The sequence below is a fragment of the Demequina sp. genome (assembly GCA_024707205.1).
Lineage (GTDB): Bacteria > Actinomycetota > Actinomycetes > Actinomycetales > Demequinaceae > Demequina.
Window position 1 is genome coordinate 342,073 of record JANQAD010000001.1, and the last position, 22,314, is coordinate 364,386.

Annotated in this window: 26 protein-coding genes, 2 tRNA genes and 1 riboswitch; of the genes, 17 read left to right on the forward strand and 11 right to left on the reverse strand. The window is 68.6% G+C overall.

Going from position 1 to position 22,314, the window contains the following annotated elements; genetic code table 11:
* The first annotated feature begins 67 nt into the window (after nt 1-67).
* From NVV57_01730 to NVV57_01740, 3 genes are all read left to right on the forward strand, one after another.
* Entirely contained in the window at nt 68-493 is a 426-nt protein-coding gene (locus NVV57_01730; protein MCR6711476.1) for a hypothetical protein, read from the forward strand.
* A 367-nt stretch (nt 494-860) separates the two neighbouring features.
* A complete protein-coding gene (locus tag NVV57_01735; protein ID MCR6711477.1) occupies nt 861-1,202 on the forward strand; it encodes a DUF4190 domain-containing protein in 342 nt (113 codons plus the stop codon).
* A gap of 15 nt (nt 1,203-1,217) precedes the next feature.
* A complete protein-coding gene (locus NVV57_01740) occupies nt 1,218-1,625 on the forward strand; it encodes a DUF4190 domain-containing protein (GenBank protein MCR6711478.1) in 408 nt (135 codons plus the stop codon).
* A 61-nt stretch (nt 1,626-1,686) separates the two neighbouring features.
* Here the strand turns inward: NVV57_01740 and tig are convergent, their stop codons facing one another.
* Entirely contained in the window at nt 1,687-3,006 is a 1,320-nt protein-coding gene (tig, locus tag NVV57_01745) for a trigger factor (GenBank protein MCR6711479.1), read from the reverse strand.
* Between the two features lie 114 nt (nt 3,007-3,120).
* On the opposite strand from tig, the gene NVV57_01750 reads away from it, so the two are divergent.
* The 5 genes from NVV57_01750 to NVV57_01770 all read left to right on the forward strand — a co-directional run bounded on the left by NVV57_01750 (nt 3,121) and on the right by NVV57_01770 (nt 7,386).
* A complete protein-coding gene (locus tag NVV57_01750) occupies nt 3,121-3,681 on the forward strand; it encodes a hypothetical protein (GenBank protein ID MCR6711480.1) in 561 nt (186 codons plus the stop codon).
* Nucleotides 3,682-3,707: 26 nt separating this feature from the next.
* Nucleotides 3,708-4,886, forward strand: a complete 1,179-nt coding sequence (locus tag NVV57_01755; protein MCR6711481.1) for an MFS transporter — start codon at nt 3,708-3,710, stop codon at nt 4,884-4,886.
* Between the two features lie 236 nt (nt 4,887-5,122).
* The gene (locus NVV57_01760; protein MCR6711482.1) at nt 5,123-5,539 is read left to right on the forward strand and encodes a MarR family transcriptional regulator; all 417 of its coding nucleotides are present in this window, start codon (nt 5,123-5,125) and stop codon (nt 5,537-5,539) included.
* Nucleotides 5,536-6,747, forward strand: a complete 1,212-nt coding sequence (locus NVV57_01765) for an MFS transporter (GenBank protein ID MCR6711483.1) — start codon at nt 5,536-5,538, stop codon at nt 6,745-6,747. The genes NVV57_01760 and NVV57_01765 overlap by 4 nt, the downstream gene beginning before the upstream one ends.
* A gap of 36 nt (nt 6,748-6,783) precedes the next feature.
* Nucleotides 6,784-7,386 carry a GNAT family N-acetyltransferase gene (locus NVV57_01770; protein ID MCR6711484.1) on the forward strand — a complete coding sequence of 201 codons (603 nt, stop codon included), beginning with the start codon at nt 6,784-6,786 and terminating at the stop codon, nt 7,384-7,386.
* Between the two features lie 10 nt (nt 7,387-7,396).
* On the opposite strand, the gene crcB is transcribed toward NVV57_01770, so the two are convergent.
* From crcB to NVV57_01790, 4 genes are all read right to left on the reverse strand, one after another.
* Nucleotides 7,397-7,774: a fluoride efflux transporter CrcB gene (crcB, locus tag NVV57_01775; protein ID MCR6711485.1), complete on the reverse strand. Its 378-nt coding sequence runs from the start codon at nt 7,772-7,774 to the stop codon at nt 7,397-7,399.
* Nucleotides 7,771-8,286, reverse strand: coding sequence for a CrcB family protein (locus NVV57_01780; GenBank protein MCR6711486.1), 516 nt, complete (start codon nt 8,284-8,286; stop codon nt 7,771-7,773). The genes crcB and NVV57_01780 overlap by 4 nt, the downstream gene beginning before the upstream one ends.
* 43 nt (nt 8,287-8,329) lie before the next feature.
* Nucleotides 8,330-8,403, reverse strand: a riboswitch (Fluoride riboswitch).
* 78 nt (nt 8,404-8,481) lie between these two features.
* Nucleotides 8,482-9,528, reverse strand: coding sequence for an NAD(P)-dependent alcohol dehydrogenase (locus NVV57_01785; protein ID MCR6711487.1), 1,047 nt, complete (start codon nt 9,526-9,528; stop codon nt 8,482-8,484).
* A 159-nt stretch (nt 9,529-9,687) separates the two neighbouring features.
* Nucleotides 9,688-9,761, reverse strand: a tRNA-Pro gene (locus NVV57_01790).
* A 55-nt stretch (nt 9,762-9,816) separates the two neighbouring features.
* Between NVV57_01790 and NVV57_01795 the strand changes: the two genes are divergently transcribed.
* A tRNA-Gly gene (locus NVV57_01795) sits at nt 9,817-9,890 on the forward strand.
* Between the two features lie 13 nt (nt 9,891-9,903).
* On the opposite strand, the gene NVV57_01800 is transcribed toward NVV57_01795, so the two are convergent.
* The 4 genes from NVV57_01800 to NVV57_01815 are packed head-to-tail and all read right to left on the reverse strand — an operon-like array spanning nt 9,904 to nt 13,534.
* The gene (locus tag NVV57_01800) at nt 9,904-11,313 is read right to left on the reverse strand and encodes an aminotransferase class III-fold pyridoxal phosphate-dependent enzyme (GenBank protein ID MCR6711488.1); all 1,410 of its coding nucleotides are present in this window, start codon (nt 11,311-11,313) and stop codon (nt 9,904-9,906) included.
* A gap of 26 nt (nt 11,314-11,339) precedes the next feature.
* Nucleotides 11,340-12,671 carry a phosphotransferase gene (locus tag NVV57_01805; GenBank protein MCR6711489.1) on the reverse strand — a complete coding sequence of 444 codons (1,332 nt, stop codon included), beginning with the start codon at nt 12,669-12,671 and terminating at the stop codon, nt 11,340-11,342.
* A 1-nt stretch (nt 12,672) separates the two neighbouring features.
* A complete protein-coding gene (locus tag NVV57_01810; protein MCR6711490.1) occupies nt 12,673-13,089 on the reverse strand; it encodes a DUF1761 domain-containing protein in 417 nt (138 codons plus the stop codon).
* A gap of 28 nt (nt 13,090-13,117) precedes the next feature.
* On the reverse strand, nt 13,118-13,534 hold the full coding sequence (locus NVV57_01815; protein ID MCR6711491.1) for a DUF1761 domain-containing protein: 417 nt from the start codon (nt 13,532-13,534) through the stop codon (nt 13,118-13,120).
* A 170-nt stretch (nt 13,535-13,704) separates the two neighbouring features.
* Between NVV57_01815 and NVV57_01820 the strand changes: the two genes are divergently transcribed.
* The 6 genes from NVV57_01820 (at nt 13,705) to cysE (ending at nt 19,040) form a co-directional block, all read left to right on the forward strand.
* Entirely contained in the window at nt 13,705-14,598 is an 894-nt protein-coding gene (locus NVV57_01820; GenBank protein ID MCR6711492.1) for an ABC transporter ATP-binding protein, read from the forward strand.
* Nucleotides 14,595-15,500 carry an ABC transporter permease subunit gene (locus NVV57_01825; GenBank protein ID MCR6711493.1) on the forward strand — a complete coding sequence of 302 codons (906 nt, stop codon included), beginning with the start codon at nt 14,595-14,597 and terminating at the stop codon, nt 15,498-15,500. The genes NVV57_01820 and NVV57_01825 overlap by 4 nt, the downstream gene beginning before the upstream one ends.
* Nucleotides 15,497-16,408 (forward strand): ABC transporter ATP-binding protein, encoded by a 912-nt coding sequence (locus NVV57_01830; GenBank protein MCR6711494.1) that lies wholly within the window; start codon nt 15,497-15,499, stop codon nt 16,406-16,408. The genes NVV57_01825 and NVV57_01830 overlap by 4 nt, the downstream gene beginning before the upstream one ends.
* Nucleotides 16,405-17,130 (forward strand): ABC transporter permease subunit, encoded by a 726-nt coding sequence (locus tag NVV57_01835; protein MCR6711495.1) that lies wholly within the window; start codon nt 16,405-16,407, stop codon nt 17,128-17,130. Before NVV57_01830 ends, NVV57_01835 begins: the two co-directional genes overlap by 4 nt.
* Nucleotides 17,131-17,434: 304 nt before the next feature.
* Entirely contained in the window at nt 17,435-18,370 is a 936-nt protein-coding gene (cysK, locus tag NVV57_01840) for a cysteine synthase A (protein ID MCR6711496.1), read from the forward strand.
* Nucleotides 18,371-18,380: 10 nt separating this feature from the next.
* Nucleotides 18,381-19,040: a serine O-acetyltransferase gene (gene cysE, locus NVV57_01845; protein MCR6711497.1), complete on the forward strand. Its 660-nt coding sequence runs from the start codon at nt 18,381-18,383 to the stop codon at nt 19,038-19,040.
* A 151-nt stretch (nt 19,041-19,191) separates the two neighbouring features.
* Here cysE and NVV57_01850 read toward each other — a convergent pair whose 3' ends face one another.
* Nucleotides 19,192-19,683 (reverse strand): DNA starvation/stationary phase protection protein, encoded by a 492-nt coding sequence (locus NVV57_01850; protein ID MCR6711498.1) that lies wholly within the window; start codon nt 19,681-19,683, stop codon nt 19,192-19,194.
* Nucleotides 19,684-19,807: 124 nt separating this feature from the next.
* Between NVV57_01850 and NVV57_01855 the strand changes: the two genes are divergently transcribed.
* Together NVV57_01855 and NVV57_01860 are read left to right on the forward strand one after the other, a co-directional pair.
* On the forward strand, nt 19,808-20,302 hold the full coding sequence (locus NVV57_01855; protein ID MCR6711499.1) for a CoA-binding protein: 495 nt from the start codon (nt 19,808-19,810) through the stop codon (nt 20,300-20,302).
* Nucleotides 20,303-20,374: 72 nt separating this feature from the next.
* Nucleotides 20,375-21,631 (forward strand): GNAT family N-acetyltransferase, encoded by a 1,257-nt coding sequence (locus tag NVV57_01860; protein ID MCR6711500.1) that lies wholly within the window; start codon nt 20,375-20,377, stop codon nt 21,629-21,631.
* Between the two features lie 194 nt (nt 21,632-21,825).
* Here NVV57_01860 and NVV57_01865 read toward each other — a convergent pair whose 3' ends face one another.
* The gene (locus tag NVV57_01865) at nt 21,826-22,275 is read right to left on the reverse strand and encodes a ribose-5-phosphate isomerase (GenBank protein ID MCR6711501.1); all 450 of its coding nucleotides are present in this window, start codon (nt 22,273-22,275) and stop codon (nt 21,826-21,828) included.
* Between the last annotated feature and the right edge of the window lie 39 nt (nt 22,276-22,314).

Here is a 22,314-nt window from a genome sequence, read left to right on the forward strand (position 1 = left end):
TACTGGGAGAACGGCCCGACGCTAGAGTCGGGTCAGGCCATGAGCACCGGCTTTGATGGGGGCGGCGATGACAGACGATGACGGTCTCCCTGTTGGCGATAATGGCCTGCGCCCGGCGGAACCCACGGGCTACATCGTGGGCGCCTCGGACAATATCCCTGGCTTCGACTCGGACGGCACCCCAACTCCGCCACAGCCGCGCCGTGTCGATACGCCGCTTACGCCCGCGAGCGCAGGCGCACTCCCCTGGCGTTGGACGTGGATGAACTGGGCGTCACTGTTGCTGGGACTCGTGGGCATCGTCACATGCTTGGGCGCGATCCCGGCGATTGTTTTGGGTCATCTCGGAGTAGCGGCGGCGAGGCGTGGAGGCGCGCGTGCGAAGGCGGCGGGCGTCATCGGCCTCATCCTTGGCTACGGCGTTATCGCGGCCTACCTCGCTGCCTTCACCTACTCCGCTGTCACCGGGAATTCTGTGCAGGTCAATTTCTAGCTGTGCTACCTGACCGGCGCCTGAATCCGGTGTGGCTCGCGGTCTGCTTCCCGGTCCCCACCCAGTCTTCTCCCGCTCTTCGGGAGACGAGCCAATGCAGGTTCGCCTTGCTCCCGCCCACTAGAGTCGGGTCAGGCGGAACCCGCCGCCAGATGAGGGGGCTTGGATGAGCGACGACCCATTCCTTGCGAAGCCGCAGGAGCACATGACACCCGCGGAGCCGAGCGCGCAGCCAGCGCCGCCGGACGTGCCGACATCAGCGGCGCCCACCGCGCCAGCGGCGCCAGCGGCACCAGCGCAATATCAGCCACCTCCACCGCCTCCACCGCCCGTGCCCTATCAGCCGGGCGCACCAGGCGGGGCGCCGGTGCCATATGCGCAGGCACCCTATCCGCCAGCCGGCTACCCGCCGGCGCAGCCGGGCTACCCGCCACCGCCACCGGTGCCGTACTACGGGCCACAGTCCAAGCCCAAGACGTGGATGAACTGGGTGGCATTCGGGTGCGGCCTCGCGGTGTTCGTGACATGCGTCTCGGGGATCGTCGCCATCGTGTTCGGGCACCTGGGACTCGCGGCGGCGAAGCGCGGCGAGGCTGATGCGAGGTGGGCCGGAATCACGGGCCTCGTCCTTGGCTACTTGTCGGTGGTCGGCTTCATCGCGTACATCATCTTCTTCGTGGCCCTGATCGGATCAGGAGACTTTCAATAGAAAGAAGGAATCACCATGACAACACCGGATGACAACCTCGATCCCGAGCAGCCGCTCGTCGTTGAGCCTGTGGCGGACACGCCCCCGCTCGGCGGCGCCGAGCCGCCGCTGGTGCCCCCGCAGGCCGCTCCGGCAGCCACGCCCTACGCCGCGCCTCCTGCGCCGCCCCAGGCGTACGCCGCTCCCAACGACAAGCCCAACACCTGGATGAACATCGTCGCGTTCGTGACGGGCATCCTCGGAATGGCGATCATCCCGATCATCTTTGGACACCTCGGCGTCAGCGCCTCCAACAAGGGCAAGGCCGAGTTCAAGTGGATGGGCATCGTCGGGCTGGTCCTCGGCTACCTCGAAGTGCTCGCCCTCGTGCTCTTCCTCATCTTCGCCGTGGTCCTGGTGGCGGCAAGTACGACCACCAGCTAACCCACTCAACGCGAAAGAGGGCCGACGCCACAGCGTCGGCCCTCTTTGCGTGCAACAGGGATCAGTCCTCCGCGGCGAGCTCTTCCTCGACTGCCGCCTCGTCCTCGAGCGACCCGATCACGGGCGTGAGGTCAACGGCGGCGCCGGACTCGTCCACCACGGTCGCGCGGCGCAGCGCGTAGGCGGTGGCCTTTGAGCGGGCGACCTCGGCGACCATGGACGGGATCTGACCCGCCTCTTCAACCTGCTGGATGAACTGCGCGGGGTCCGCGCCGTACTGACGGGAGGCGTTGAGGAGGTAGTCGAGAAGCTCCGACTGCTCCACCTCGATGTCAAAGTCGTCGGCGAGCTGGTCGAGGAGGATCTGCACGCGCAGCGCGTTGCCCGCCTCCTCGGTCACCTCGGCACGGTGGACGTCGTCCTCGAGACGGTTCTCGTTGGCGAGGTGGTTGTGCACCTCGGCCTCGATGACCTTCTTGGGGAGTTCGAAGTCGGTGGCCTCGGTGAGCGCCTCGAGGAGCTTCTCGCGGGCCTCCATGGCCTGGTTGTTGGTCTTGATGCGGCCCGCCTGCTCGCGCAGGTCCTCGCGGAGCTCGTCGAGCGAGTCGAACTCGCTCGCAAGCTGGGCGAAGTCGTCGTCGGCGTCGGGCAGCTGGCGCTCCTTGACCGCGGTCACCTTGACGGTGATCGTCGCGGTCTCGCCCGCGTGGTCGCCGGCGGCGAGCGGACCCTCGTAGGTGGTCTCCTCACCGGCGCTGAGGCCGGTGATGACGTCGTCGAGGCCCTCGAGCATGTTGCCTGCGCCCACCTGGTAGGAGGTGCCCTGAACCGCGTCGACGTCCTCGCCGTCGACAACGGCGGAAAGGTCAATCGTCACGAAGTCGCCCTCGGCGGCCGGGCGGTCAACGCCAACGAGCGTGCCGAAGCGCTCGCGCAGCGCGGTGAGGCGCGCGTCGACGTCCTCGTCGCTCACCTCGGCCGGAGCCACCGTGATCTTCAGCGTGTCCGCGGCCGGGAGGGTGACCTCGGGGCGCACCTCGACGGTTGCGGTGAACTCGAGGCCCTCGTCGCCGCTCTCGAGGCCGGGGATCTTCACGACCTCAACCTCAGGTTGACCATAGGGGCGGATGCCCTGCTCCTGCACGGCCTCCGAGTACCAGCCAGGCAGCCCGTCGTTGACGGCGTGCTCGATGATCGCGCCCTTGCCAACACGCTGCTCAAGGATCTTCGGCGGCACCTTGCCCTTGCGGAAGCCGGGAATCTGCACCTGCGAGCCGACGTGCTCGTACGCGTGCTTCATCACGGGCGCGATGTCCTCTTCGGTGAGGGTGATTGTCAGCTTGACGGTTGTCGCGTCGATCTGCTCAAGGGCGCTGGTCACTGCTACTCCTGTGTGTGGATGGATCCGTAGGCGCGCGGCCACGGGCAACCCGGCGATTCTACCCGCTCGCGACCGCGTGCGGCATCGCGAGGCAATGCGTGGAATCCTCTGCCCATGACCAACTTCACGCTCGGCGCGCTCGAGGCCGCCCCAGCGTCGGGCAGCCACGGCCTCCTCGCCACGCCCACGGCCGCCCTTATCTCGCGGCTGGGTTGGGGTGAGCGGCTTGGCGCGGTGGCAATAGACCCGACGCTGTCCGACACTGCGGCCTTCGTCGCCGCATATGGGGTCACCGAGGACACGGCGGCGAATTGCGTCGTTGTGAGCGGCTCGCGCAACGGCGTGGAGAAGGTCGCGGCGTGCGTCATCCTCGCCCATACCAGGGCGGATGTGAACGGCGTGGTCCGCAAGCTGCTCGACGTGCGCAAGGCGTCCTTCATGCCGCTCGACGAGGCCGTGGAGCGTACGGGTATGGAGTACGGCGGCATCACGCCCATCGGCCTGCCGGCGGAGTGGCCCATTCTTATCGACTCTCGCGTGGCGGACACGCCGCTCGTCACCCTGGGGGCGGGCGTGCGTGCGGCGAAGATCATCGCTCCCGGCCCGCTGCTCGCCGAGCTTCCTGGGGCTCAGGTGATCGATGGGCTGGCGCGGGACGTCCCGGCGCTACAGTAAGCGCACTCGTCAACCCGGAGGTTTGAATGGCTCACGCCGCCCTCGCCAGAGCCCGCGTGTGGGCGACCGTTGCCTTCGCGCTCCAGGGCCTGATGCAGGCGCTCGTGCTCACCAACCTGCCTGGGCTCGAGGACCGCACCGGCATTGGTGACACCGAGGTCTCTCTTGTTGTGCTGGCCGTGCTGGTGTTCGCGGCGATCGGGTCACTCGTTGGCGGCGCGGTCGCTGTGCGGCGGGGATCCGCGTTCCTGCTGGTGCCGGCGTTCACGCTACAGGCGGCGGCGGTGCTGCTCGCGATGATCAACCTGCCATTCGCGGCGCTGTTCCCCGTGTACGCGCTGTTCGGGTTTGGCGTTGGCCTTGGAGACGCGGGCAACGGCATGCAGGGCCTCACGATCCAGCGCGCGTATGGCCGCCCCATCTTCACCACGTTCTACGCATTCCAGACGGCGGCCGCGATCGCGGGAGCCCTCATCGTCTCCGGCATCAACGGCACCGGCGCACCGTTCGAGGTGTCCTTCCTCGTGGGCGCCGTCATCGCGCTCGGTGCCGTGCCGGGCCTCATTCGCGGCCTCGCCCGCGATCCGGAGCAGGGCGTGCCCGAGGCCGCCAAGCCTCCGCTTCCGTGGCGCGGCCTCACCCTGTTCGGCCTGGTAATACTCGTGGTGTACGTGGGCGACGGCGTGGTGTCGACGTGGAGCTCGGTGTACATCGACAAGACGTTCGTGGCGTCGGCGGCGGTGTTGCCGCTTGGGTACGCGGCGTATCAGGGAACGGTGCTCTTGGCCCGCATCCTCGGCGACCGCCTGGTCGCAGGGGTGGGGCGCGTGGTGGTCATCTGCTTCGCGGTGGCGCTCGCCACCGCCGGCTTCCTCCTCGCCGCCGTGGCGCCGACCGTGTGGCTGGCGGTGGCGGGCTTTGCCGTTGTTGGTCTTGGGCTTGGCGTGATCGTGCCGCTGTCGTTCTCCGCGTCCGGTGACCTCGCGCCGGAGCAGATCGACGAGATCGTGTCGCGGCTCAATCTGTTCAACTACGTGGGTGTTGTCGTGGGGTCTGCTGCCACCGGGATCATCGCCGACGCGACCTCCTGGCGGTTCGCGCTGCTTGTGCCGGCCGCGCTGATCCTGGGCATCCTCACCGTTGCCCACACCTACCGCGAGCGCGCGGTGCCGGCGCCGCCCCCAACCTCCGCCCCCGCGGTTTAGGCAGACTGCGCATACCGTTCCGGCCAAACTCGCGTGGTTTAGGCAACTGGCGCATACCTTGCGCCGGAGCCGCGCTTAACCCTCGGTCGCCGGGTGCGAGCCCCGTTCGGCGCGTGGTGTGCCTAAACGGGGCGCCCAACGCGGATTTGGTATGCGTGAGCTGCCTAAACCGCAGGTGGGTGGGTGCGGGGTGGACGCGGCGTTCGATATCCATAAGTCAGTTATATAGTTGCCTTATGGACAGTTCCCAGCGGCGCCTGATCGTCGACCTCATCTCCGCCACCAGTCGCCTCACGCGCATCGCCGCCGTGGCGTCCGGCAACACCACGCCCGCGAGCCAATGGCGCATCCTCGGGGTTCTCGAGAGCGACGGACCCGCGCGCATCGGCGAGATCGCAGCCGCGCTGCGCATCAGCCAGCCGGCCATCACCCAGTACGCCCCCACCCTTGAAGAGCAGCGCCTCGTCTCCCGCGCCGCCGATCCGCACGACGCGCGCGCCACCGTCCTGACCATCACCCGCGAGGGCCGCCAGGCCCTCGCCGATTGGCGCGCCGAGCTTGCGGGCGCCGTGGCCCCGCTGCTCTCGGACCTGAGCGACGACGACTGGGCGGCCATCTCCCGCACCGTGGAGATCCTCGGAGCCTCGGCATGAACGTCCTCAAGAACCAGCCGAAGTCCGTGTGGGCGGTCGCCTTCGCATGCGTGGTCGCGTTCATGGGCATCGGCCTCGTGGACCCCATCCTGCCTGCTATCTCCAAGAATCTGGGCGCCAGTGCGGCGCAGACAGAGATGCTCTTCACCTCGTACCTGGCCGTCACCGGCGTGATGATGTTCTTCACCTCCTGGATCTCCGGAAAGATCGGCGCGCGCAAGACCCTGCTCGTGGGGCTAGCGCTCATCGTGATCTTCGCGACCCTCGCCGGGGCGTCGGACACCGTGGGCCAGATCATCGGACTGCGCGCCGGATGGGGCCTGGGAAACGCCCTGTTCATCTCCACCGCGCTCGCCACCATCGTGGGCTCCGCCGTAGGCGGCTCCGAGGCCGCGATCGTGCTCTACGAGGCCGCGCTCGGTCTTGGCATCGCGATCGGACCGCTCCTTGGCGGCCTTCTCGGCAACGTCAGCTGGCGCGCGCCGTTCTTCGGCACCGCGGCGCTCATGGCCATCGCCTTCATCGCGATCATCTCGCTCATCCGCACCGACCCCGTTGCTCGAGTCCCCGTCAAGCTCTCGGCGCCGTTCCGCGCGCTCGCCGTGCCAGGGCTGCAACGCCTCGCGATCGCCGCGCTGTTCTACAACATCGGCTTCTTCGTGCTCCTGGCCTACTCGCCGTATCCACTGGGCTTCAGCGCCATCGGGCTCGGCCTGACGTTCTGCGCGTGGGGCATCATGCTCGCGATCACGAGCGTGTGGGTCGCTCCAGCCCTGACGCATCGCTTCCCGCGCACCCGCGTGCTCTACACGACGCTCGTGCTGCTCGCGGTGCTGCTCGGCGTGACCGCACTGGTCGTGGGCTCGCCGCCCGCGCTCGTGGCGTGCATCGTGGTCGGCGGCGCGCTGCTCGGCGTGATGAACACGGTGCTCACCGAGTCCGTGATGGAGGCCACCGACCTGCCCCGCACCGTCGCGTCCTCCGCCTACTCCGGCGTGCGGTTCATCGGCGGCGCAGCTGCCCCTCCGCTCGCCGCGGCGCTCGCCGCCCGGGCGGGCGATTGGCTCCCCTACACGGTCGCCGCCGTCTCGGTGCTGATCGCCGCCACGGTCGTCTTCGTGTCGCGCGAGGTCCTCGCCCGGGTGGACCACGTCCACGAGGACGCGCTCGAGGAGGCCCAGGCCATCACCGCAGGCGAGGTCGTGTAACCCACCCAGCCGCGCCGTCGGGCATAGCCTGGCGGCATGGCCGAGAAGGTGGTGCCCGCGAACGAGGCGAGCTGGGATGACCTGCAGTTGATTTTCGGCGAGCGTGGCTACCCGCACCGCTGCCAGTGCCAGCGCTACAAGATGGGGCAGGCGGGGTACGCGCCGCAGCCTTGGGAGGCGCGCGCGGAGGCCTTGCGTGCGCAGACAAACTGCGGCCAGCCCGACGCTGTGGAGACCTCCGGCTTAGTGCTTTACCTGGACGGGGAGCCGGCTGGGTGGGTGGCGGTGGAGCCGCGAGTGGACTACCGAATCTTCCACATCAACGAGCCCACCGCGACCGTCTGGCGCGGGCGCGAGCAGGACCGCGGGGATCCGGACGTGTGGTCCGTGACGTGCTTCCGAGTGCGCAAGGAGTTCCAGGGGCTTGGGCTGACGCATCCGCTCTGCGCCGCGACCGTGCCGTTTGCGCGGGAGCGTGGGGCGCGGATTCTCGAGGGGTATCCCATCATCACCGACGGTGCGGGCAGCATCACGTGGGGTGAGGTGTTCGTGGGGCCGCTGGGGGCGTTCCTCGATGCGGGGTTCACGGTGGTGCACGAGCCGTCGAAGCGGCGTCGCGTTGTGCAGATCAAGTTCTGAGTAGTTTCGCCTAGAACTGCGAGCCGAGCCACAGACCTGCGCCCGCTGCCAGGGTTGCGGCCACGAGCACGCCAAGGCCGTTGACCGTCGCCGCCGCGCACTTGCGCTCCTGCATGAGGCGCACCGTCTCGAAGCTCGCCGTGGAGAAGGTGGTGTAGCCGCCTAGGAAGCCGGTGCCGACGACGATGCCCCAGCCGTCGGGCAGTGCGTTAGCCGCGACCGCGCCCGTCAGGAGGCCGAGGAGGAACGAGCCCGTGAGGTTGATGGCGATGGTGCCCCAGGGCAGGGTGCCGTCGGTGCGGGACTTGATCGCGCCGTCGAGCAGGAAACGCGCGGCAGCGCCGACGCCTCCCGCGAGGGCGAGCAGCAGGAACAGGGGTGCGGTCATGCCCGCTCCGCCCTGCTGGGGCCGTGGGTGAGCACGCCGAGGCCGATGCCGGCCCACGTGGCGACAGCGCCGATCAGCACCGTCGCGAGGCCGTACGCCACCCCAGCCCCCGCGCGCCCGTCCCCGATGAGATGCGCGGCGTCGGTCGCGAGCGCGCTGTAGGTGGTGAAGCCACCCATGAATCCGGTGCCGAGCAACAGCCGGAGCGTGCGGCGTCGGCCATGATCGGGTCCGCGGCGCACGAGGCTCTCCAGGAGCACACCAAGCAGGAATGCGCCCGCGACGTTGATGGCGAAGATCGTCACCGGGATGCCGTTGACGGCGGGGAACGCGAGGCTCAGTGCCTCGCGGGCGCTGGTGCCGACCGCGCCCCCGGCGAAGACGAGCGCGAGATACGCGGGGCGGAAGTGGAGGGGCCGCGTAGGGCCGGCGTCCGAGTCTTCGACCTCGATGTCTGGGTCGTGAGGGAGACCTGCGAACTCCGCGTCAACGCCGTGCGGGGTGTCGCTCATCGGCACTTCTCGCGTTTCGTGGCAGGGATCACCCGTGACTCCTCTCGTCACAGGTGCTATCAGCCGGTATCGGCGGTTTGGACCGTGGCCCCGGCGAGCTCCATCACCGTGTACTGCTCTGCGTCCGATAGTGGCACAGGGTCCCCAAACCGACAACCCGTCTCCCTTGTGTAGGAAGAGCGAGCGCCGGCGATGCTAGGGCGCGAAAGTGGCGGCGTCGATCACGAACCGGTAGCGCACATCGGCGTCGAGGACGCGCTTCCACGCCACGTTGATGTCGTCCGCGCCGATCAGTTCCGTCTCCGGCGCCACCCCATGCTCGGCGCAGAAGTCGAGCATCTCTTGGGTCTCACCGATGCTGCCAATTCCGGAGGCCGCGAACGAGCGCCGGTTGTTCATCAGTGCGAAGACACGCACGGGCAGCGGCTCCGGCGGAGCGCCAACGTTGACGATGGTGCCGTCCAGCCGGAGCAGCCGCGCGTATGCGTTGATGTCCACCTGGGCGGAGACGGTGTTGAGGATGAGATCGAACGTGTTCTTGAGGTCCTTGAAGGTCTGGGGGTCCTCGGTGGCGCGGTAGTCGTCGGCGCCGAGCTTCCGGCCGTCCTCCTCCTTGGCGAGCGTTCGGGACAGCACCGTCACGTGCGCGCCGAGGGCATGGGCGAGCTTGACGCCCATGTGCCCAAGGCCGCCCATGCCGACAACCGCGACCTTGGAACCCGGGCCCACCTTCCAGTGGCGCAGCGGCGAATAGGTCGTGATCCCCGCGCACAGCAGCGGGGCCGCTTTCGCCATGTCGAGGGCGTCGGGGATGCGCAGCACGAAGTCCTGATCCACGACGATGTGGCTCGCATAGCCACCTTGGGTCTTTGTGCCGTCACGGTCCACGCTGCCGTAGGTGCCGGTGTTGCCGTTGAGGCAGTAGTTCTCCATCCCCGCGAGGCAGTTCTCGCAGGTGCGACACGAGTTGACCATGCAGCCGACGCCCACGCGATCACCCACCGAGTGCTTCGTCACGTCGTCGCCAACCTCTGCGACGACGCCCACAATCTCGTGACCCACAACCTGCGGGTAGGTGATCTCGCCCCACTCACCGCGGGCGTGGTGAATATCGGAGTGACAGATTCCCGAGTACTGGATCTCGATGCGGACGTCTGCGGGGCCCACCTCTCGGCGCTCGATCGTGATGCGCTCCAAGGGTCCGTCCTTGGACGTTGCGGCAACGGCGAAGGCTTGAGACATGACTTCCTCCGGGCTGGTCTCTGACTCCACGGGCGCCGGTGCGGCGCGGGCACTGAGTCTGTTCGTCGGGGTGATCGTCGCGCCGCTTCGCGGCGCTCCTCCCTCCTCCGTTCGCTCGCCCGACCGAGAGCTTCGCTCTCGTCGGGCTCACTCACTACGTCGGGGTGACAGGATTTGAACCTGCGATCTCCTGCTCCCAAAGCAGGCGCGCTACCAAGCTGCGCTACACCCCGTGCACCCGCAACTGGCGGGCTCGGCTACTCTAGTACGCGCTGCAGGTGCAGCAGTGCGGGCGTAGCTCAATGGTAGAGCCTCAGTCTTCCAAACTGATGGTGCGGGTTCGATTCCCGTCGCCCGCTCCAAGGCAGCCCGACGCTACAACCTGGCCCGAGCGTCGGACATGGTGAGCACATGATCCAGCGCCGCCAAGAACCGTGCCACGCCAGGCAGGTCCAAAGTCAGCGGCGGCTTGATCTTCAGCACGTTCTTGTGGTCGCCCGTAGGCTGCACGATGACGCCCTCGTCGAGCATCGCGTCGCAGATCTCGCGCGCACCCTCGGGATCGGGAGAGTCGGGCCCGCCGATCTCCACTCCCAGGTACAGCCCCATCCCGTGCACCGCGCCCAACCTGGGGTGGCGCGCGGCCAGGGCACGCAGGCCGTCGGCAAGCTCCAGCCCCACCACCCGCGCGCGCTCCTGCAGTCCGTCCTCCTCCATCGCGCGCAGCACGGTTGACCCCACCACGCATGAGACCGGCGACCCGCCGGCGGATGAGAAGAACGACCCCTCCACCGCAAAGCGGGCAGCGATCTCCCGCGTCGTGATGACCGCGCCAAGCGGATGCCCGTTGCCCATCGCCTTTGCCACCGCGATGATGTCCGGCACCACGCCCTGCTGCTCGAACCCCCAGAAGTGCTCGCCGAGCCGCCCGTATCCCACCTGCACCTCGTCGCTCACGCACAGCCCGCCGCGAGCGCGGATCGCCGCGTAGACGTCCCGCAAATACCCGTGGGGCAGCAGAATCCCTCCCCCGTTGCCGAAGATCGGCTCGCACACGAGGGCCGCGGGCGGCTCGGGCAGCGCGGCGATGAGCTGGGCGGCCTCGGGCGCGTATCGGCCGGCGTCCGCGCCGGGGTGCGCGCCCCGGTACGCGTTGGGCGTCGGCAGCAGCTTGACCCACTCCGGCCGCGTCCCAAGCGCTCGCGGGTTGTCGCCAAGAGAGGTCGAGAGGGCATCGGCTCCAACGGTCCACCCGTGGTACGCCTCGGTGATCGCGACCACATCGGGCCGCCCCGTGGCCGCGCGCGCAATCCGGATCGCGAGGTCCACCGCCTCGGAACCGGAATTCACCAGAAACACCTGGTCCAGCCCCGGCGGGCATCGCCGCGCGAGCGCCTGGCTGAACTCCACGATCGCCGCATAGTTGAACCGCGAGTTCGTGTTGAGCAGCCGCAGCTGCCGCGACACCGCATCCGCAACGCGCGGCTCGCCGTGCCCAAGGATCGCGACGTTGTTCACCATGTCCAGGTAGCCGCGGCCGTGGTCGTCGAACAGGTGGTGCCGCCAGCCGCGCTCAATTCGCGGCGGCCGCTCGTAGTAGTGCTCCTGCACGGTCGCGACAACCGCCTCGCGCGCCACGGCCAGTTCCGCCGCGCTTGGGCCCGACGCTGGGGCCGGTTCCCGCCCGAACAGCACCGAGGGGTCGGGACAGATTCGCGCCCAGCGGTCCTCGAGGCCTGGCTGCACATAGCGGGGCGGGCTGATGGGCGCGGCGCACAACTGCACCCACAAAGGTCCTGAAGTGCTGCCGATCACCGTGCGGCGGGAACCGTGGTGCCGGCCTCGACCTCGGGATCGACCCCCAGGAGGTTGACCCAGCCGCCATCCACCAGCGCGAGCACCATCGCCCCGTCCCCCGCCGAGCGGATGAGCGCGTGGGCGGGTGCGAACACCGCCTTGCCCGGCGCGAGCACCGCCCCCATGCCCAAAGGTATGGATCGGGGCACCACTCCGGTAGCAGCGTCGGGCACAAGCTGGGGCGCGCCGTAGCGGGTCACGCACTCTGGGAGGTCCTCGGGGTTGGGGCGCGTGAGCCACTTGCCTCCGTCGTGCAGCGGTGACGTCACGGACAGGTCCAGCCCCGGGAGGTCGCCGAGGCCCGCGAACATGCGCACGAGCGGCGCCTCCCTGCGCGGCAGAAGGCCCACGGCGTCGAGCATCAGCAGCTCCGCCTCGTCGTACGGGAGGGCGAGGGCGCGCGAGAGCACCAGCCGCTCAAACGGCCGCCGCGCGATTGCATAGGTGTTCTCCGGATCGGCGGCGAGCACCCGCGCCGCGCCCGCCTCGAGGACGAGAGCCCTTCGCACAACAAGCGGCCAGATCGCCCGCGCCTCGTCGAGCGCGAGGGGACGCCTCGCGTGGAAGGCGGCCACGGCGTCGAGCACCTCGGCCATGACCGGGCCATCGTGCGCAAGGAGGGACGTGAGGGTGACCGCGAGCTCCGCCACGGCCCAGCTTGGGGCGAGGTCGCCGAAGTCGATCACGCCAGCGAAGTCCTGATCCTCGCCGAGCACCACGTTGTCTTCCGTGAGGTCACCGTGGATGACCTGCACCGGTAGCGCGAGCCGCGCGGTGCGCTCAAGGCTCGCGGCGAGCAGTGACCCGAGCGACGGATCGCCCGCCACCACGCGCGGGGCCTCACGGAGGTCCCAGTCGCCGCCCTCGACGAGCCCAGGATGGGAGAACGACGCCAGCTTGGCGACCATCTCGCCGGAGACCGAGCCGAGCGCCGTGCCGACACCGGGCACGATGCGCCGGGAGCCGACGCTCATCTCGCCTGGCACATAGGAGATCACCCGCACGAACGGGTGCGTGCCCTCAATCTCGACCACGGCCTCGCCGTCGATGGTCAGGCGCGGCGACGGCACATCGAACGTAGCCACCGCCTCGGCGAGGAACTCGAGGGCCGCCGACTGCGCCTCGAGCGCGGATCGCGGAGTCGCGGACGCCTTGACCACGTACCGCGCACCCTCGGGCGTCACCGCAAGAAAGTTCAGGTCCTCGTTGCCGCCAAGCTCCGTGAGGCGCGCAACAGTGAGCCCGAACTCCTCCTCGGCAACCTGCTGAGCTCGCGCCGCGTCCACGTCAGAAGAGGCCCAGAATCACGCCGGCAATGGCGAGCCCCACCACGTCATGAATCCCATCGAGCACGGTCACGAGCGGTGAGCGCTGGGCAAACCCGTTGTGCAGCGCGTGCGCGCCCGCTCGGTACACGAGGCCGACGATCGCGCCGAGCACGAGCCCATCGAGCCAGGTATCCGCGCCAACCGCGGCCATGAGCATCGCGAGCACGATCACGCCGAGCACGTTCGCGAGGATGGTGCCGCCGAACGCGACCCCCACGTTTGCGTTCTCCACCGCCTCGTCGGTCACGTTGGCGGCGCGCTTCCACACCTTCCACACACCTGCGGACGAGTAGTACCACCACCCGAACGCGAAACTCACGACGAAGGCGACAGCCACCGCGAGCCAATTGATTCCCTCAAACGTGAGCCAGTCCATCGCTCCTCCTCCAGCCCCGCTTTTTACGCTACAGGAACGCCCCAAGCACCGCTCCGGCAGCGGCGAGGGCGAGAACGTCATGCAGACCGTCGATGGCGGTCAGCCCCCAGGGTCGGTCCTCGAAGAGGTCGTGGAACACCTGGTTGAGCAGGCGCATCACGAGGCCGATCGCAGCGCCAAACAGCGCGCCCTGCACCACCGAGGTCACAAGCAGCTCAGCCATCAGCACGTTCATGAAGACGACCGTGACGAGGGTGATGGCGAAGCCGATGGCCAGCCGGCGCACCCTGCCCTCGCGTTGAGCGTCCAGGTCGAGCCCCGCGAGCCGCGCCCAAGCGGCGCCGAGAGCGCGCTCGTGGAACCACAGAAAGCCCACCAGGAACGCGGCGAGCGACGCGACGAGAACCCCCACCCACCGCACGTCGCCAAGATCAAACCAGGCCATGCCGCCATGGTGCCGCAGCGTCGGGCATGCCCGACGCTGGCGCGCCGAAGCGCAGACGTCGCCTCCGGGAAAGGTCAGGGTTGTCCCCCATGTCGCGGCGGCCCGGGCTCCGTTAGTGTCGACCCGTGGCCACCATCACGACGAGCGCGCTGACGCGGACCTTCGGTCCCGTGACCGCCGTGCAGAACCTCACGGTGGAGCTGCCCGGCGGCGTGGTTGGCCTCGTCGGCGCGAACGGCGCCGGCAAGTCGACGCTCATCAAGATGCTGCTCGGCCTCATTCCCCCCACCTCGGGCGGCGCGACCATCCTCGGCTTCGACTGCCTCAAGGACGGCCTCAAGATTCGCGAGGTCGTCGGGTACATGCCGGAGAGCGAATGCCTCCCGCTCGACGTCTCTGCGACCGAGTTCCTCGTGCACATGGCCCGCATGTCCGGCCTGCCCGCGTCGAGCGCGCGCGAGCGTGCCGCGGACACCCTTCGTCATGTGGGCCTCTACGAGGAGCGATACCGGCCCATCGGCGGCTATTCGACCGGCATGAAGCAGCGCGTCAAGCTTGCACAGGCGCTCGTTCACGACCCCAAACTGGTGTTCCTCGACGAGCCGACGAACGGCCTTGACCCCGCCGGTCGCGACGACATGTTGGGACTGATCGCCAGGGTCAGCTCCGACTTCGGCATCTCCGTGGTGGTGACGAGCCACCTCCTGGGGGAGCTCGAGCGCATCAGCGACCACATAGTCGTCATCGACGGGGGCGTGCTGCAGAGGTCTACGTCGACCGCGGAGGCGACCCAGCTGAGCGGCACCCTCCTCGTGGAGGTCACCGACAAGGCCGACGTCGTGATGGCGAGGCTTCGCGACCAAGGTGCGGCCGTGGCCGCGGCCCGCGCGCCGGGCAGCTTCGCGGTCGAGCTCACCGACGAGCGCGTTCCCGCCGCGGTCGTGGCGATCGTCGCCGAGCTCGGCGTTGGCCTGGTGCGACTGCAGCGGCGCCGCCACCACCTGTCCGAGATCTTTGCAGCAACTGGATCGACCGCGAGCGGCGCCGGGGAGGCGCGGCCATGACGACGCAGCCCAACGGTGCTGTTCCAAACGACAGCGTCATCCACGACATCGGCTTCCGCCACTACGACGGGCCGCGCCTTGGCCGCGGCTGGGCGTTCCGCTCGCTCCTGCTCGAGACGCTGCGCGGGGCCTTCGGCTTGGGCCGCCCCGCGAAGGTGAAGATCATGCCGTGGGTGCTCATCGGCCTCATCTGCGCGCCGGCGATCATTATCGTCGCCGTCACGATCTTCACCAGCTCTGCGGAGCTGCCCCTGAGCTACACGCAGTACCCGTTCGCGATGTCGCTGCTCGTCTCGCTGTTCCTTGCCGGCCGCGCGCCCTACGCGGTGTCGCGCGACTTGCGTGACGGCACCATGCCGCTGTATCTGTCGCGGCCCATCAAGCGCCAGGACTACGTCTACGCGAAGCTGCTCGGTCTCGCGGCGGCCGTGTGGATCTTCGTCTCCGCACCCGTCACCATCCTCTTCATCGGCGCGCTGCTCGCGAAGTTCCCCGTGCGTCAGCAGATCTTCGGCTGGCTTGGCGGCCTGCTCGCGGGCGCCCTCTTGGCGCTGCTCATCAGCGCGATTGCGCTCGCGCTCGCATCGCTGACCAAGCGCCGCGGACTGGGCGTGGCGGCGGTGCTCGCCACCCTGGTGCTGCTCAACGGGTTCGTCGCGGTGCTGGTCTCCGTGGTCAACATGCAGGCCTCGGAGACGGCCGGCTCGTACTTCGCGGTGCTGGATCCGTACCTGCTCGTGGACGGGCTCATCGCCGGGTGGCTGGGCGTGGATCCGCTCAACGGCATTGCCCAGCCCGACGGCGCGATCGGCGCGGCCTTCTTCACCCTGGCGTTCGTGGTGATCCTCGCCGGTGCCGTCGCCTTCCTTCTGCGCCGATTCAGGAAGGTGGGGGGCGTATGAGCACCATCGAGCTCAAGGGGGTCTCCCGCTGGTTCGGAAACGTCGTCGCGGTCAACGACGTGACGATGACCATCGGCCCCGGCGTCACGGGCCTCCTCGGCCCCAATGGCGCGGGCAAGTCCACGCTGCTGGGGATGATGAGCGGATTCCTGCCCCCCTCGTCGGGCACCGTCACGATCGACGGCGTGACCGTGTGGCGCAATCCCGCCATGTACAGCGACATCGGCCTTGTCCCAGAGGCCGAGGCGATGTTCGACACCATGACCGCCGAAGAGTTCGTACTCGCAAACGCACGGCTGCACGGACTCGCGGAGCCCCAGTCGGCCACTCTCGCCGCGCTCGAGCAGGTGGAGCTCCTCGACGCGCGGGACCGCCGCGTCGGCACGTTCTCCAAGGGCATGAAGCAGCGCGTCAAGATGGCGACGGCCCTGGTACACGAGCCCAAGGTGCTCCTGCTCGACGAGCCGTTCAATGGCATGGACCCGCGCCAGCGCATGCACCTTCTCGCCCTCCTCGAGCGCCTCGGGGACAACGGGCACACCGTACTGTTCAGCAGCCACATCCTCGAGGAGGTCGAGGACGTCGCGGGCACCATCGAGGTGGTCGTCGCCGGCCGCCAGGCCGCGTCCGGCGACTTCCGCAGCATCCGGCGCCTCATGACCGAGCGCCCCCACCAGTATTCGCTGTCCTCGAGCAATAACCGCGCGCTCGCCGCGGCGATCATCTCCGACGGCTCCGCGGACGCGGTGAGCCTCACGCCCACGGGCCTCGACGTTCAGGCCTCGGACTTCGGCCGGTTCGTGCACGCCCTCCCCCGGATCGCGCGGGACGCGCAGATCTCGCTGTTCGACGTCACACCGGCCGACGAGTCCCTCGAGAGCGTCTTCGCCTACCTGGTGGCGCGATGAACGCCGTGATCATGCGCTTGGCGCTGCGCTCGCTGCTCGGCAGCCGCAGGGTGTGGATCCTCATCGGCCTCAGCGTCCTGCTGTTCGCCGTCGCCGGGCTCACCCGCTGGGGATCGGGCGGCGCCGTTGACGTGGCGACCGGCGTCATCGTGAACTTCGGCTTCGGCTTGCTCGTCCCGATCATGTGCCTCCTTATCGGCACGGGTGTCATCGCCCCGGAGATCGAGGACGGCTCGATCGTCTACCTCCTCGCGAAGCCGGTGCCGCGGCGCACCATCGCGCTGTCGAAGCTCGTGGTCGCGGTGGTGGTAGCGGTGGTCTTCTGCGTGGCGTCCGTGGTGATCGCCGCCGAGATCGCGGGCGACAAGGACGGCCAGCTGGCGCTGTCGATGGGGGTGGCGACGGCCCTTGCGTCTGTCGCCTACGTCGCGGTGTTCTTCATGATCGCCGTCCTCACGCGCAACTCGATCATCGTCGGCCTCCTCTACGCGCTCCTGTGGGAGGGCGTCCTCGCGGGCTACGTCCCTGGTGTGCGGACCTTGAGCGTGCGCCAGTGGGCGCTCGCTCCTGCGGAGAAGATGCTCGAGGGCAACACGGACATCGCCATCAGCTCGGACGTGAGCCTCGCGGCGGGAGTCATCCTGCTGGCGGCGGTGACGGTTGGGTCCGTTGTGGTCGCCATTCAGCGACTCAAGGTCCTCTCTGTGCGCGTGAGCGAATAGTCGCCTAGGGCCCGACGCTGACTCGCCGACGCTTGCCCCTCCCCACCGCACGGGGCTAGATTGGGCGCACCCGCACACTGGAGGCCCCACCGCCATGAGCACACAGCGCACTGCCGCTTCAGCGCTCGCCTGCGCGCCGTCCATGTGCGTGGTCTCCTGCATGCCCTGCTGCATGTGCTGCAGCTGTCTGTAGAGCGCTGTCCGGGCCCCGTCGAGGGGTCAGTGAGGCCAGCGCTCGCCCAAGGAATCTGACAACCCAGTCGGGCGTTACAGCGCCCAGGATCATTAGCAAAGGAATCGCACCATGGCTCGGATTTATGAGGACGCAACGGCCCTCGTCGGCAACACCCCTCTCGTCAAGATCAACAAGCTCACCGAGGGCGCGGGCGCCACGGTGCTCGCGAAGCTCGAGTTCTACAACCCCGCCAACTCCGTGAAGGACCGCATCGGCGTCGCGATCATCGACGCCGCGGAGGCCGACGGCTCCCTCAAGCCGGGCGGAACGATCGTGGAGGCCACCTCCGGAAACACGGGCATCGCGCTCGCGTTCGTCGGTGCCGCTCGCGGCTACAACGTGGTGCTCACCATGCCGGAGACGATGTCCAAGGAGCGCCGCGCGCTTCTGCGCGCGTTCGGCGCCGAGCTCATCCTCACGCCCGGACCTGCGGGTATGAGCGGCGCGGTCGAGGCCGCGAACAAGATCGCCGAGGAGCGCGAGGGCGCGGTGCTCGCCCGCCAGTTCGCGAACGTCGCGAACCCGGAGATCCACCGCAAGACCACCGCCGAGGAGATCTGGAACGACACCGACGGCGAGGTTGACATCATCGTGGCCGGCATCGGCACCGGCGGCACCATCACCGGAGTCGGTGAGGTGCTCAAGGCCCGCAAGCCCGGCGTGCAGATCATCGCCGTGGAGCCCGCAGAGTCCGCGATCCTCAACGGCGGCGCCCCCGGTCCGCACAAGATCCAGGGCCTCGGCGCGAACTTCGTTCCGGAGATCCTCAACACCGAGATCTACGACGAGGTCATCGACATCGACTCGGAGACTGCCGTTGCGACGGCGCGTGCCGCGGCCCGCAAGGAGGGCCTGCTCGTCGGCATCTCCTCGGGCGCCGCTCTCGCCGCCGCGGTGCAGGTGGCGAACCGCCCGGAGAACGCAGGCAAGACCATCGTGACGGTCATCCCGTCCTTCGGTGAGCGCTACCTCTCCTCCGTGCTCTACGCGGACCTGATGGACTGAGGCTCTCCCTGTGTCCGATCGCCTGAACCCCCTGGCCTTGGCGCTGGAGGACATCCGCACGGCCCGGCACCGCGACCCCGCGGCGCACAGCTGGCTTGTCATTGCGGTGTCATACCAGGGGGTTCACGCGGTCTGGCACTATCGTGCGGCGCACTGGCTGTGGACTCACGGCCTCAAGACCTACGGCCGCCTGTGGTCGCAGTACGCGCGGCGCCGCACGGGCATCGAGATCCACCCGGGCGCCGAGCTAGGGCGTCGCCTGTTCATCGACCACGGCATGGGAGTGGTGATCGGGGAAACGGCGATCGTCGGCAACGACGTGCTGCTGTTCCACGGGGTCACGCTCGGTGGCACCACGATGAGCCAGGGCAAGCGCCACCCCACGGTCGGCGACCGCGTCGTCATCGGCGCAGGGGCCAAGGTGCTGGGAGCGGTGCACATCGGATCCGACGCGCGCATCGGAGCGAACGCGGTAGTCGTCAAGGACGTGCCGGACGGGGCAACCGCCATCGGCATCCCCGCCGTCGTGCGTGAGCACCCCAAGCCGAAGGAGGCCTACACCGCGGCCTCCGCCATCGACATGGGCGACTCGCACCGACACCCGGCTCCCGACTACCCGTCGCCGTTCGACAACGTCGAGCCCCACGAACCGGCGATGTACTACATCTAGCCCTACGCGTAACTCAGTGGTGTACTAGTGGCAGGGCCCGGGGAATCGCCCGGGCCATCACAGCCTGGCGCGCCCCCTCAGCCGCGCCACGGAGCACGGCCCCCCACCGTCACGGTGGGGGGCCGTTGCTGTACCCAGCGTCGGGCCTGAATCAGGCGAGGAGCGACCGCAGCATCCACGCGGCCTTCTCGTGTGCCGCGAGGCGAGCGTTCAGGAGGTCCGCGGTGGCGGTGTCCTTGGCGTCCTCGGCAACGTCAACGAGGGGCCGGATGATCTTCACCACCGTCTCGTTGTCCTTGACGAGGTTCTTCACCATGGTCATCGCGTCGTCCGTGGGAACGTGGTCCTTGACGGTGGCGAGCTCGGTGAACTCCGCGAACGAGCCGGGAGCCGTGGCGCCCAGCGAGCGCATCCTCTCGGCCAACAGGTCTGCGGCGTCGTGGAGCTCGATGTACTGCTCCTCAAGCATGAGGTGGAGCGAGCGGAAGTGCGGGCCGGTCACGTTCCAGTGATAGCCCTGAGTCTTCACAAACAGCGTGAACGTGTCCGACAGCACGGTCGCGAGGGCCTGGTTGACGGACTTCAGATCGGTATCGCTGATCCCCAGGTCAGGGGTCTGCAACTGCGCCTTCGACGTAGCCATGTTCGTGTCTCCGTTTCCGGACCGCGTATTCACGGTCTCAATCGCGTAACGACAGGGCCAGCGGGCCCATTCCTCGCCCCCCGTCCCATGGAATGATCCTCTCAAAGGGGGTGTTTGGATGCATATGGAAGCGATCAACGACTTCGAAATCGAAGCGTGCCCTATGCCTCAGTCGGGGCAGGCGCCGGACGACGCGGCTCTCGCCGAGCTCCTCGCGAACGCCGAGTCGATCGCCGTCGTGGGCGCGAGCCCCAACGAGGCTCGCACCAGCCACCAGATCGCCAGGTGGCTCATGGACCACACGCCCTACGAGGTCTATCTGGTCAACCCCACCGCCACGGAAGAGGAGATCCGCGGGCACGGCTTCTACGCCTCGCTTGCCGAACTTCCCGTGGTGCCGGACATCGTGGACGTGTTCCGCCGTGCCGAGCACACTCCTGGCGTCGCCACGGAGGCCGCCGTGGCCGGGGCGGGCACCCTGTGGCTTCAGCTCGGGGTGATCAACGAGGAGGCCATGGGCATCGCGCGCTCCTCCGGCCTCGCGGCCGTCGAGAACCGCTGCATCAAGGTGGAGTACGCGCGCCTTCACGATCGCATCGACGCCCTGCGCGTTGCGTAGCCACGCAACGGTTGGGTTACGGCTTGGTCGTTTCCCTCGCCTTTTCGTGCCCGACGCTGACACAGTTGGCATATGACAGAGCAGTCTTCGTACCGGGTGGTTGACATCCCGCTGGACCGTTCGGACGAGATGTTGGACGTCGACGGATGGGCCTTCGCCAACACCGCGCAGGTTGCGACCGTCGACATCCTCAAGGGCGTCATCGACTGGGATCGGGCCCGCGGCATCGAGGTCGCCGACGCGGCCGTTGCCCCCGTTGGCACCATGGTGGCGGTCCACTCTTCGCACCCGTACGAGATGCGTGTGCCCGGCGGTGGCACGGTCGCGACCTCCGGTCTCACGTGGGTGGGCGTGCACTCGGGGCACCGCAGGCGCGGGCTCCTCACGCGGATGATCGACGACCACTTTGCGCGCGCTCTCGCGCGAGGCGAGGTCGTGAGCACCCTCTACGCCGCGGAGACGGCCATCTACCAGCGGTTCGGCTACGGCCTCGCGTGCCAGTCGTACTTCTACGGCGGCGGGCGCGGGCCCGAGCTACGGGAGATCCCCGGTTCCGACGACCTCCGCCTAGAGCTCGTGAGCGCGGACGTGGACAAGCACTCGCAGATCGTGCGCGACGTGCTCGCGCGCGTGAAGCGACCGGGCGCGCACGCGACCATAGGCGACCCACTCATGAGGGATCTCTTCATCGACCCCGAGCTCTGGCGCGAGGGCGCGGAGCAGCTCCGGTTCGCGTGGGTCAGTGACGCCGAGGGACCGGCCGCCTTCGCCATCTTCGCCCGCAAGCTGGGGTGGACCAATGGCGCTCCCGACGGAGAGTTCGGCATGTGGACGTGGGCCGCGGCTACCGGCGCTGCCGAGAGGCGCCTGCTGTCCGTGGTGCTGGACCTGGACCTCGTGGCCAAGGTGAAGATGCGCAACATCCCGGCGGACGGCCCCTTCGTGACGCTGCTTAAGGACATCCGCAGCGCGCAATTCACCGTTCGCGACAACATCTGGGTGCGGCTCCTTGACGTGCCCAAGGCTCTCGCCGCGCGTTCCTATGGCGCCGATGCCGACGTCACCGTCGAGATCACCGACAAGCAGCTTCCGGACAATGCCGGAGTGTGGCGGTTCGCGATCGCAGGCGGCGAGGCCAGCGTGACGCGCGCAGAGGGACCGGCGCAGGTCACCATCCCCACTCAGGAGCTGGGCGCCGCCTACCTTGGCGGGGTCACGCTCGCGTCGCTTGCCGACGCCGGTCTCGTCACGGGTGAACCGGCCGCGATCGCCGCGCTCTCCGCGGCATTCGTTGGGGACCAGCTGCCGATCAGCCCGGTCTCGTTCTAGCTGGAGCTGTCACCCCGCGGCTGCTCACTCCGCAGCTTCGCGCGCCGTCGCAGCGCGGCCTCCAGAGGGATGACCGCCGAGTTCATCCCTCTGGTTCACGAGAAACACGCAATCAGAGGGAGCAATCCGCAACCCATCCCTGTGGTTGCCCCGGGAGTGGACGACACTGGGGCAGGGTCGGCCCCGCCGCTCGGTTAGCGCTCGGCCTCGTACGCGGCCAGCTCGGCGATGCGGCGCTTGTGGCGCTCTCCCTCGCTGAACGGCTCGGCGATGAAGGCGTCCACGAAGGAGATGGCCTCGGCCTCGGGGTGCATGCGCCCGCCGACAGCCACGACGTTCGCGTTGTTGTGCTGACGGCCAAGCTTCGCGGTCTCGAGGCTCCACGCGAGCGCCGCGCGCACGCCCTTCACCTTGTTAGCCGCGATCTGCTCGCCGTTCCCGGAGCCGCCGATAACGATGCCGAGCGAGCCCGGCTCGGCGACAGTGGCCTCGGCCGCGGCGAAGCAGAACGAGGGGTAGTCGTCCTCGGGGTCGTAGGCGTGCGCGCCGTGATCGACGACGTCGTGCCCGGCCGCCCTGAGGTGCTCAACGAGGGCCTGCTTGAGGTCGAATCCGGCGTGGTCTGATCCAATGTGAAGGCGCATGCGGCCATTGTGCCAGGCCTGGATTCACCAATAGCGAAG

Coding starts and splice junctions, on each gene's coding strand:
- NVV57_01865 (MCR6711501.1), bottom strand. CDS start 22,275: ATGCGCCTTCACATTGGATCAGACCACGCCGGATTCGACCTCAAGCAG.
- NVV57_01855 (MCR6711499.1), top strand. CDS start 19,808: ATGGAAGCGATCAACGACTTCGAAATCGAAGCGTGCCCTATGCCTCAG.
- NVV57_01835 (MCR6711495.1), top strand. CDS start 16,405: ATGAACGCCGTGATCATGCGCTTGGCGCTGCGCTCGCTGCTCGGCAGC.
- NVV57_01740 (MCR6711478.1), top strand. CDS start 1,218: ATGACAACACCGGATGACAACCTCGATCCCGAGCAGCCGCTCGTCGTT.
- NVV57_01850 (MCR6711498.1), bottom strand. CDS start 19,683: ATGGCTACGTCGAAGGCGCAGTTGCAGACCCCTGACCTGGGGATCAGC.
- NVV57_01730 (MCR6711476.1), top strand. CDS start 68: ATGACAGACGATGACGGTCTCCCTGTTGGCGATAATGGCCTGCGCCCG.
- NVV57_01810 (MCR6711490.1), bottom strand. CDS start 13,089: ATGGACTGGCTCACGTTTGAGGGAATCAATTGGCTCGCGGTGGCTGTC.
- NVV57_01860 (MCR6711500.1), top strand. CDS start 20,375: ATGACAGAGCAGTCTTCGTACCGGGTGGTTGACATCCCGCTGGACCGT.
- NVV57_01755 (MCR6711481.1), top strand. CDS start 3,708: ATGGCTCACGCCGCCCTCGCCAGAGCCCGCGTGTGGGCGACCGTTGCC.
- NVV57_01750 (MCR6711480.1), top strand. CDS start 3,121: ATGACCAACTTCACGCTCGGCGCGCTCGAGGCCGCCCCAGCGTCGGGC.
- NVV57_01815 (MCR6711491.1), bottom strand. CDS start 13,534: ATGGCCTGGTTTGATCTTGGCGACGTGCGGTGGGTGGGGGTTCTCGTC.
- NVV57_01830 (MCR6711494.1), top strand. CDS start 15,497: ATGAGCACCATCGAGCTCAAGGGGGTCTCCCGCTGGTTCGGAAACGTC.
- crcB (MCR6711485.1), bottom strand. CDS start 7,774: ATGACCGCACCCCTGTTCCTGCTGCTCGCCCTCGCGGGAGGCGTCGGC.
- NVV57_01760 (MCR6711482.1), top strand. CDS start 5,123: ATGGACAGTTCCCAGCGGCGCCTGATCGTCGACCTCATCTCCGCCACC.
- cysK (MCR6711496.1), top strand. CDS start 17,435: ATGGCTCGGATTTATGAGGACGCAACGGCCCTCGTCGGCAACACCCCT.
- NVV57_01770 (MCR6711484.1), top strand. CDS start 6,784: ATGGCCGAGAAGGTGGTGCCCGCGAACGAGGCGAGCTGGGATGACCTG.
- NVV57_01785 (MCR6711487.1), bottom strand. CDS start 9,528: ATGTCTCAAGCCTTCGCCGTTGCCGCAACGTCCAAGGACGGACCCTTG.
- NVV57_01765 (MCR6711483.1), top strand. CDS start 5,536: ATGAACGTCCTCAAGAACCAGCCGAAGTCCGTGTGGGCGGTCGCCTTC.
- NVV57_01780 (MCR6711486.1), bottom strand. CDS start 8,286: ATGAGCGACACCCCGCACGGCGTTGACGCGGAGTTCGCAGGTCTCCCT.
- NVV57_01825 (MCR6711493.1), top strand. CDS start 14,595: ATGACGACGCAGCCCAACGGTGCTGTTCCAAACGACAGCGTCATCCAC.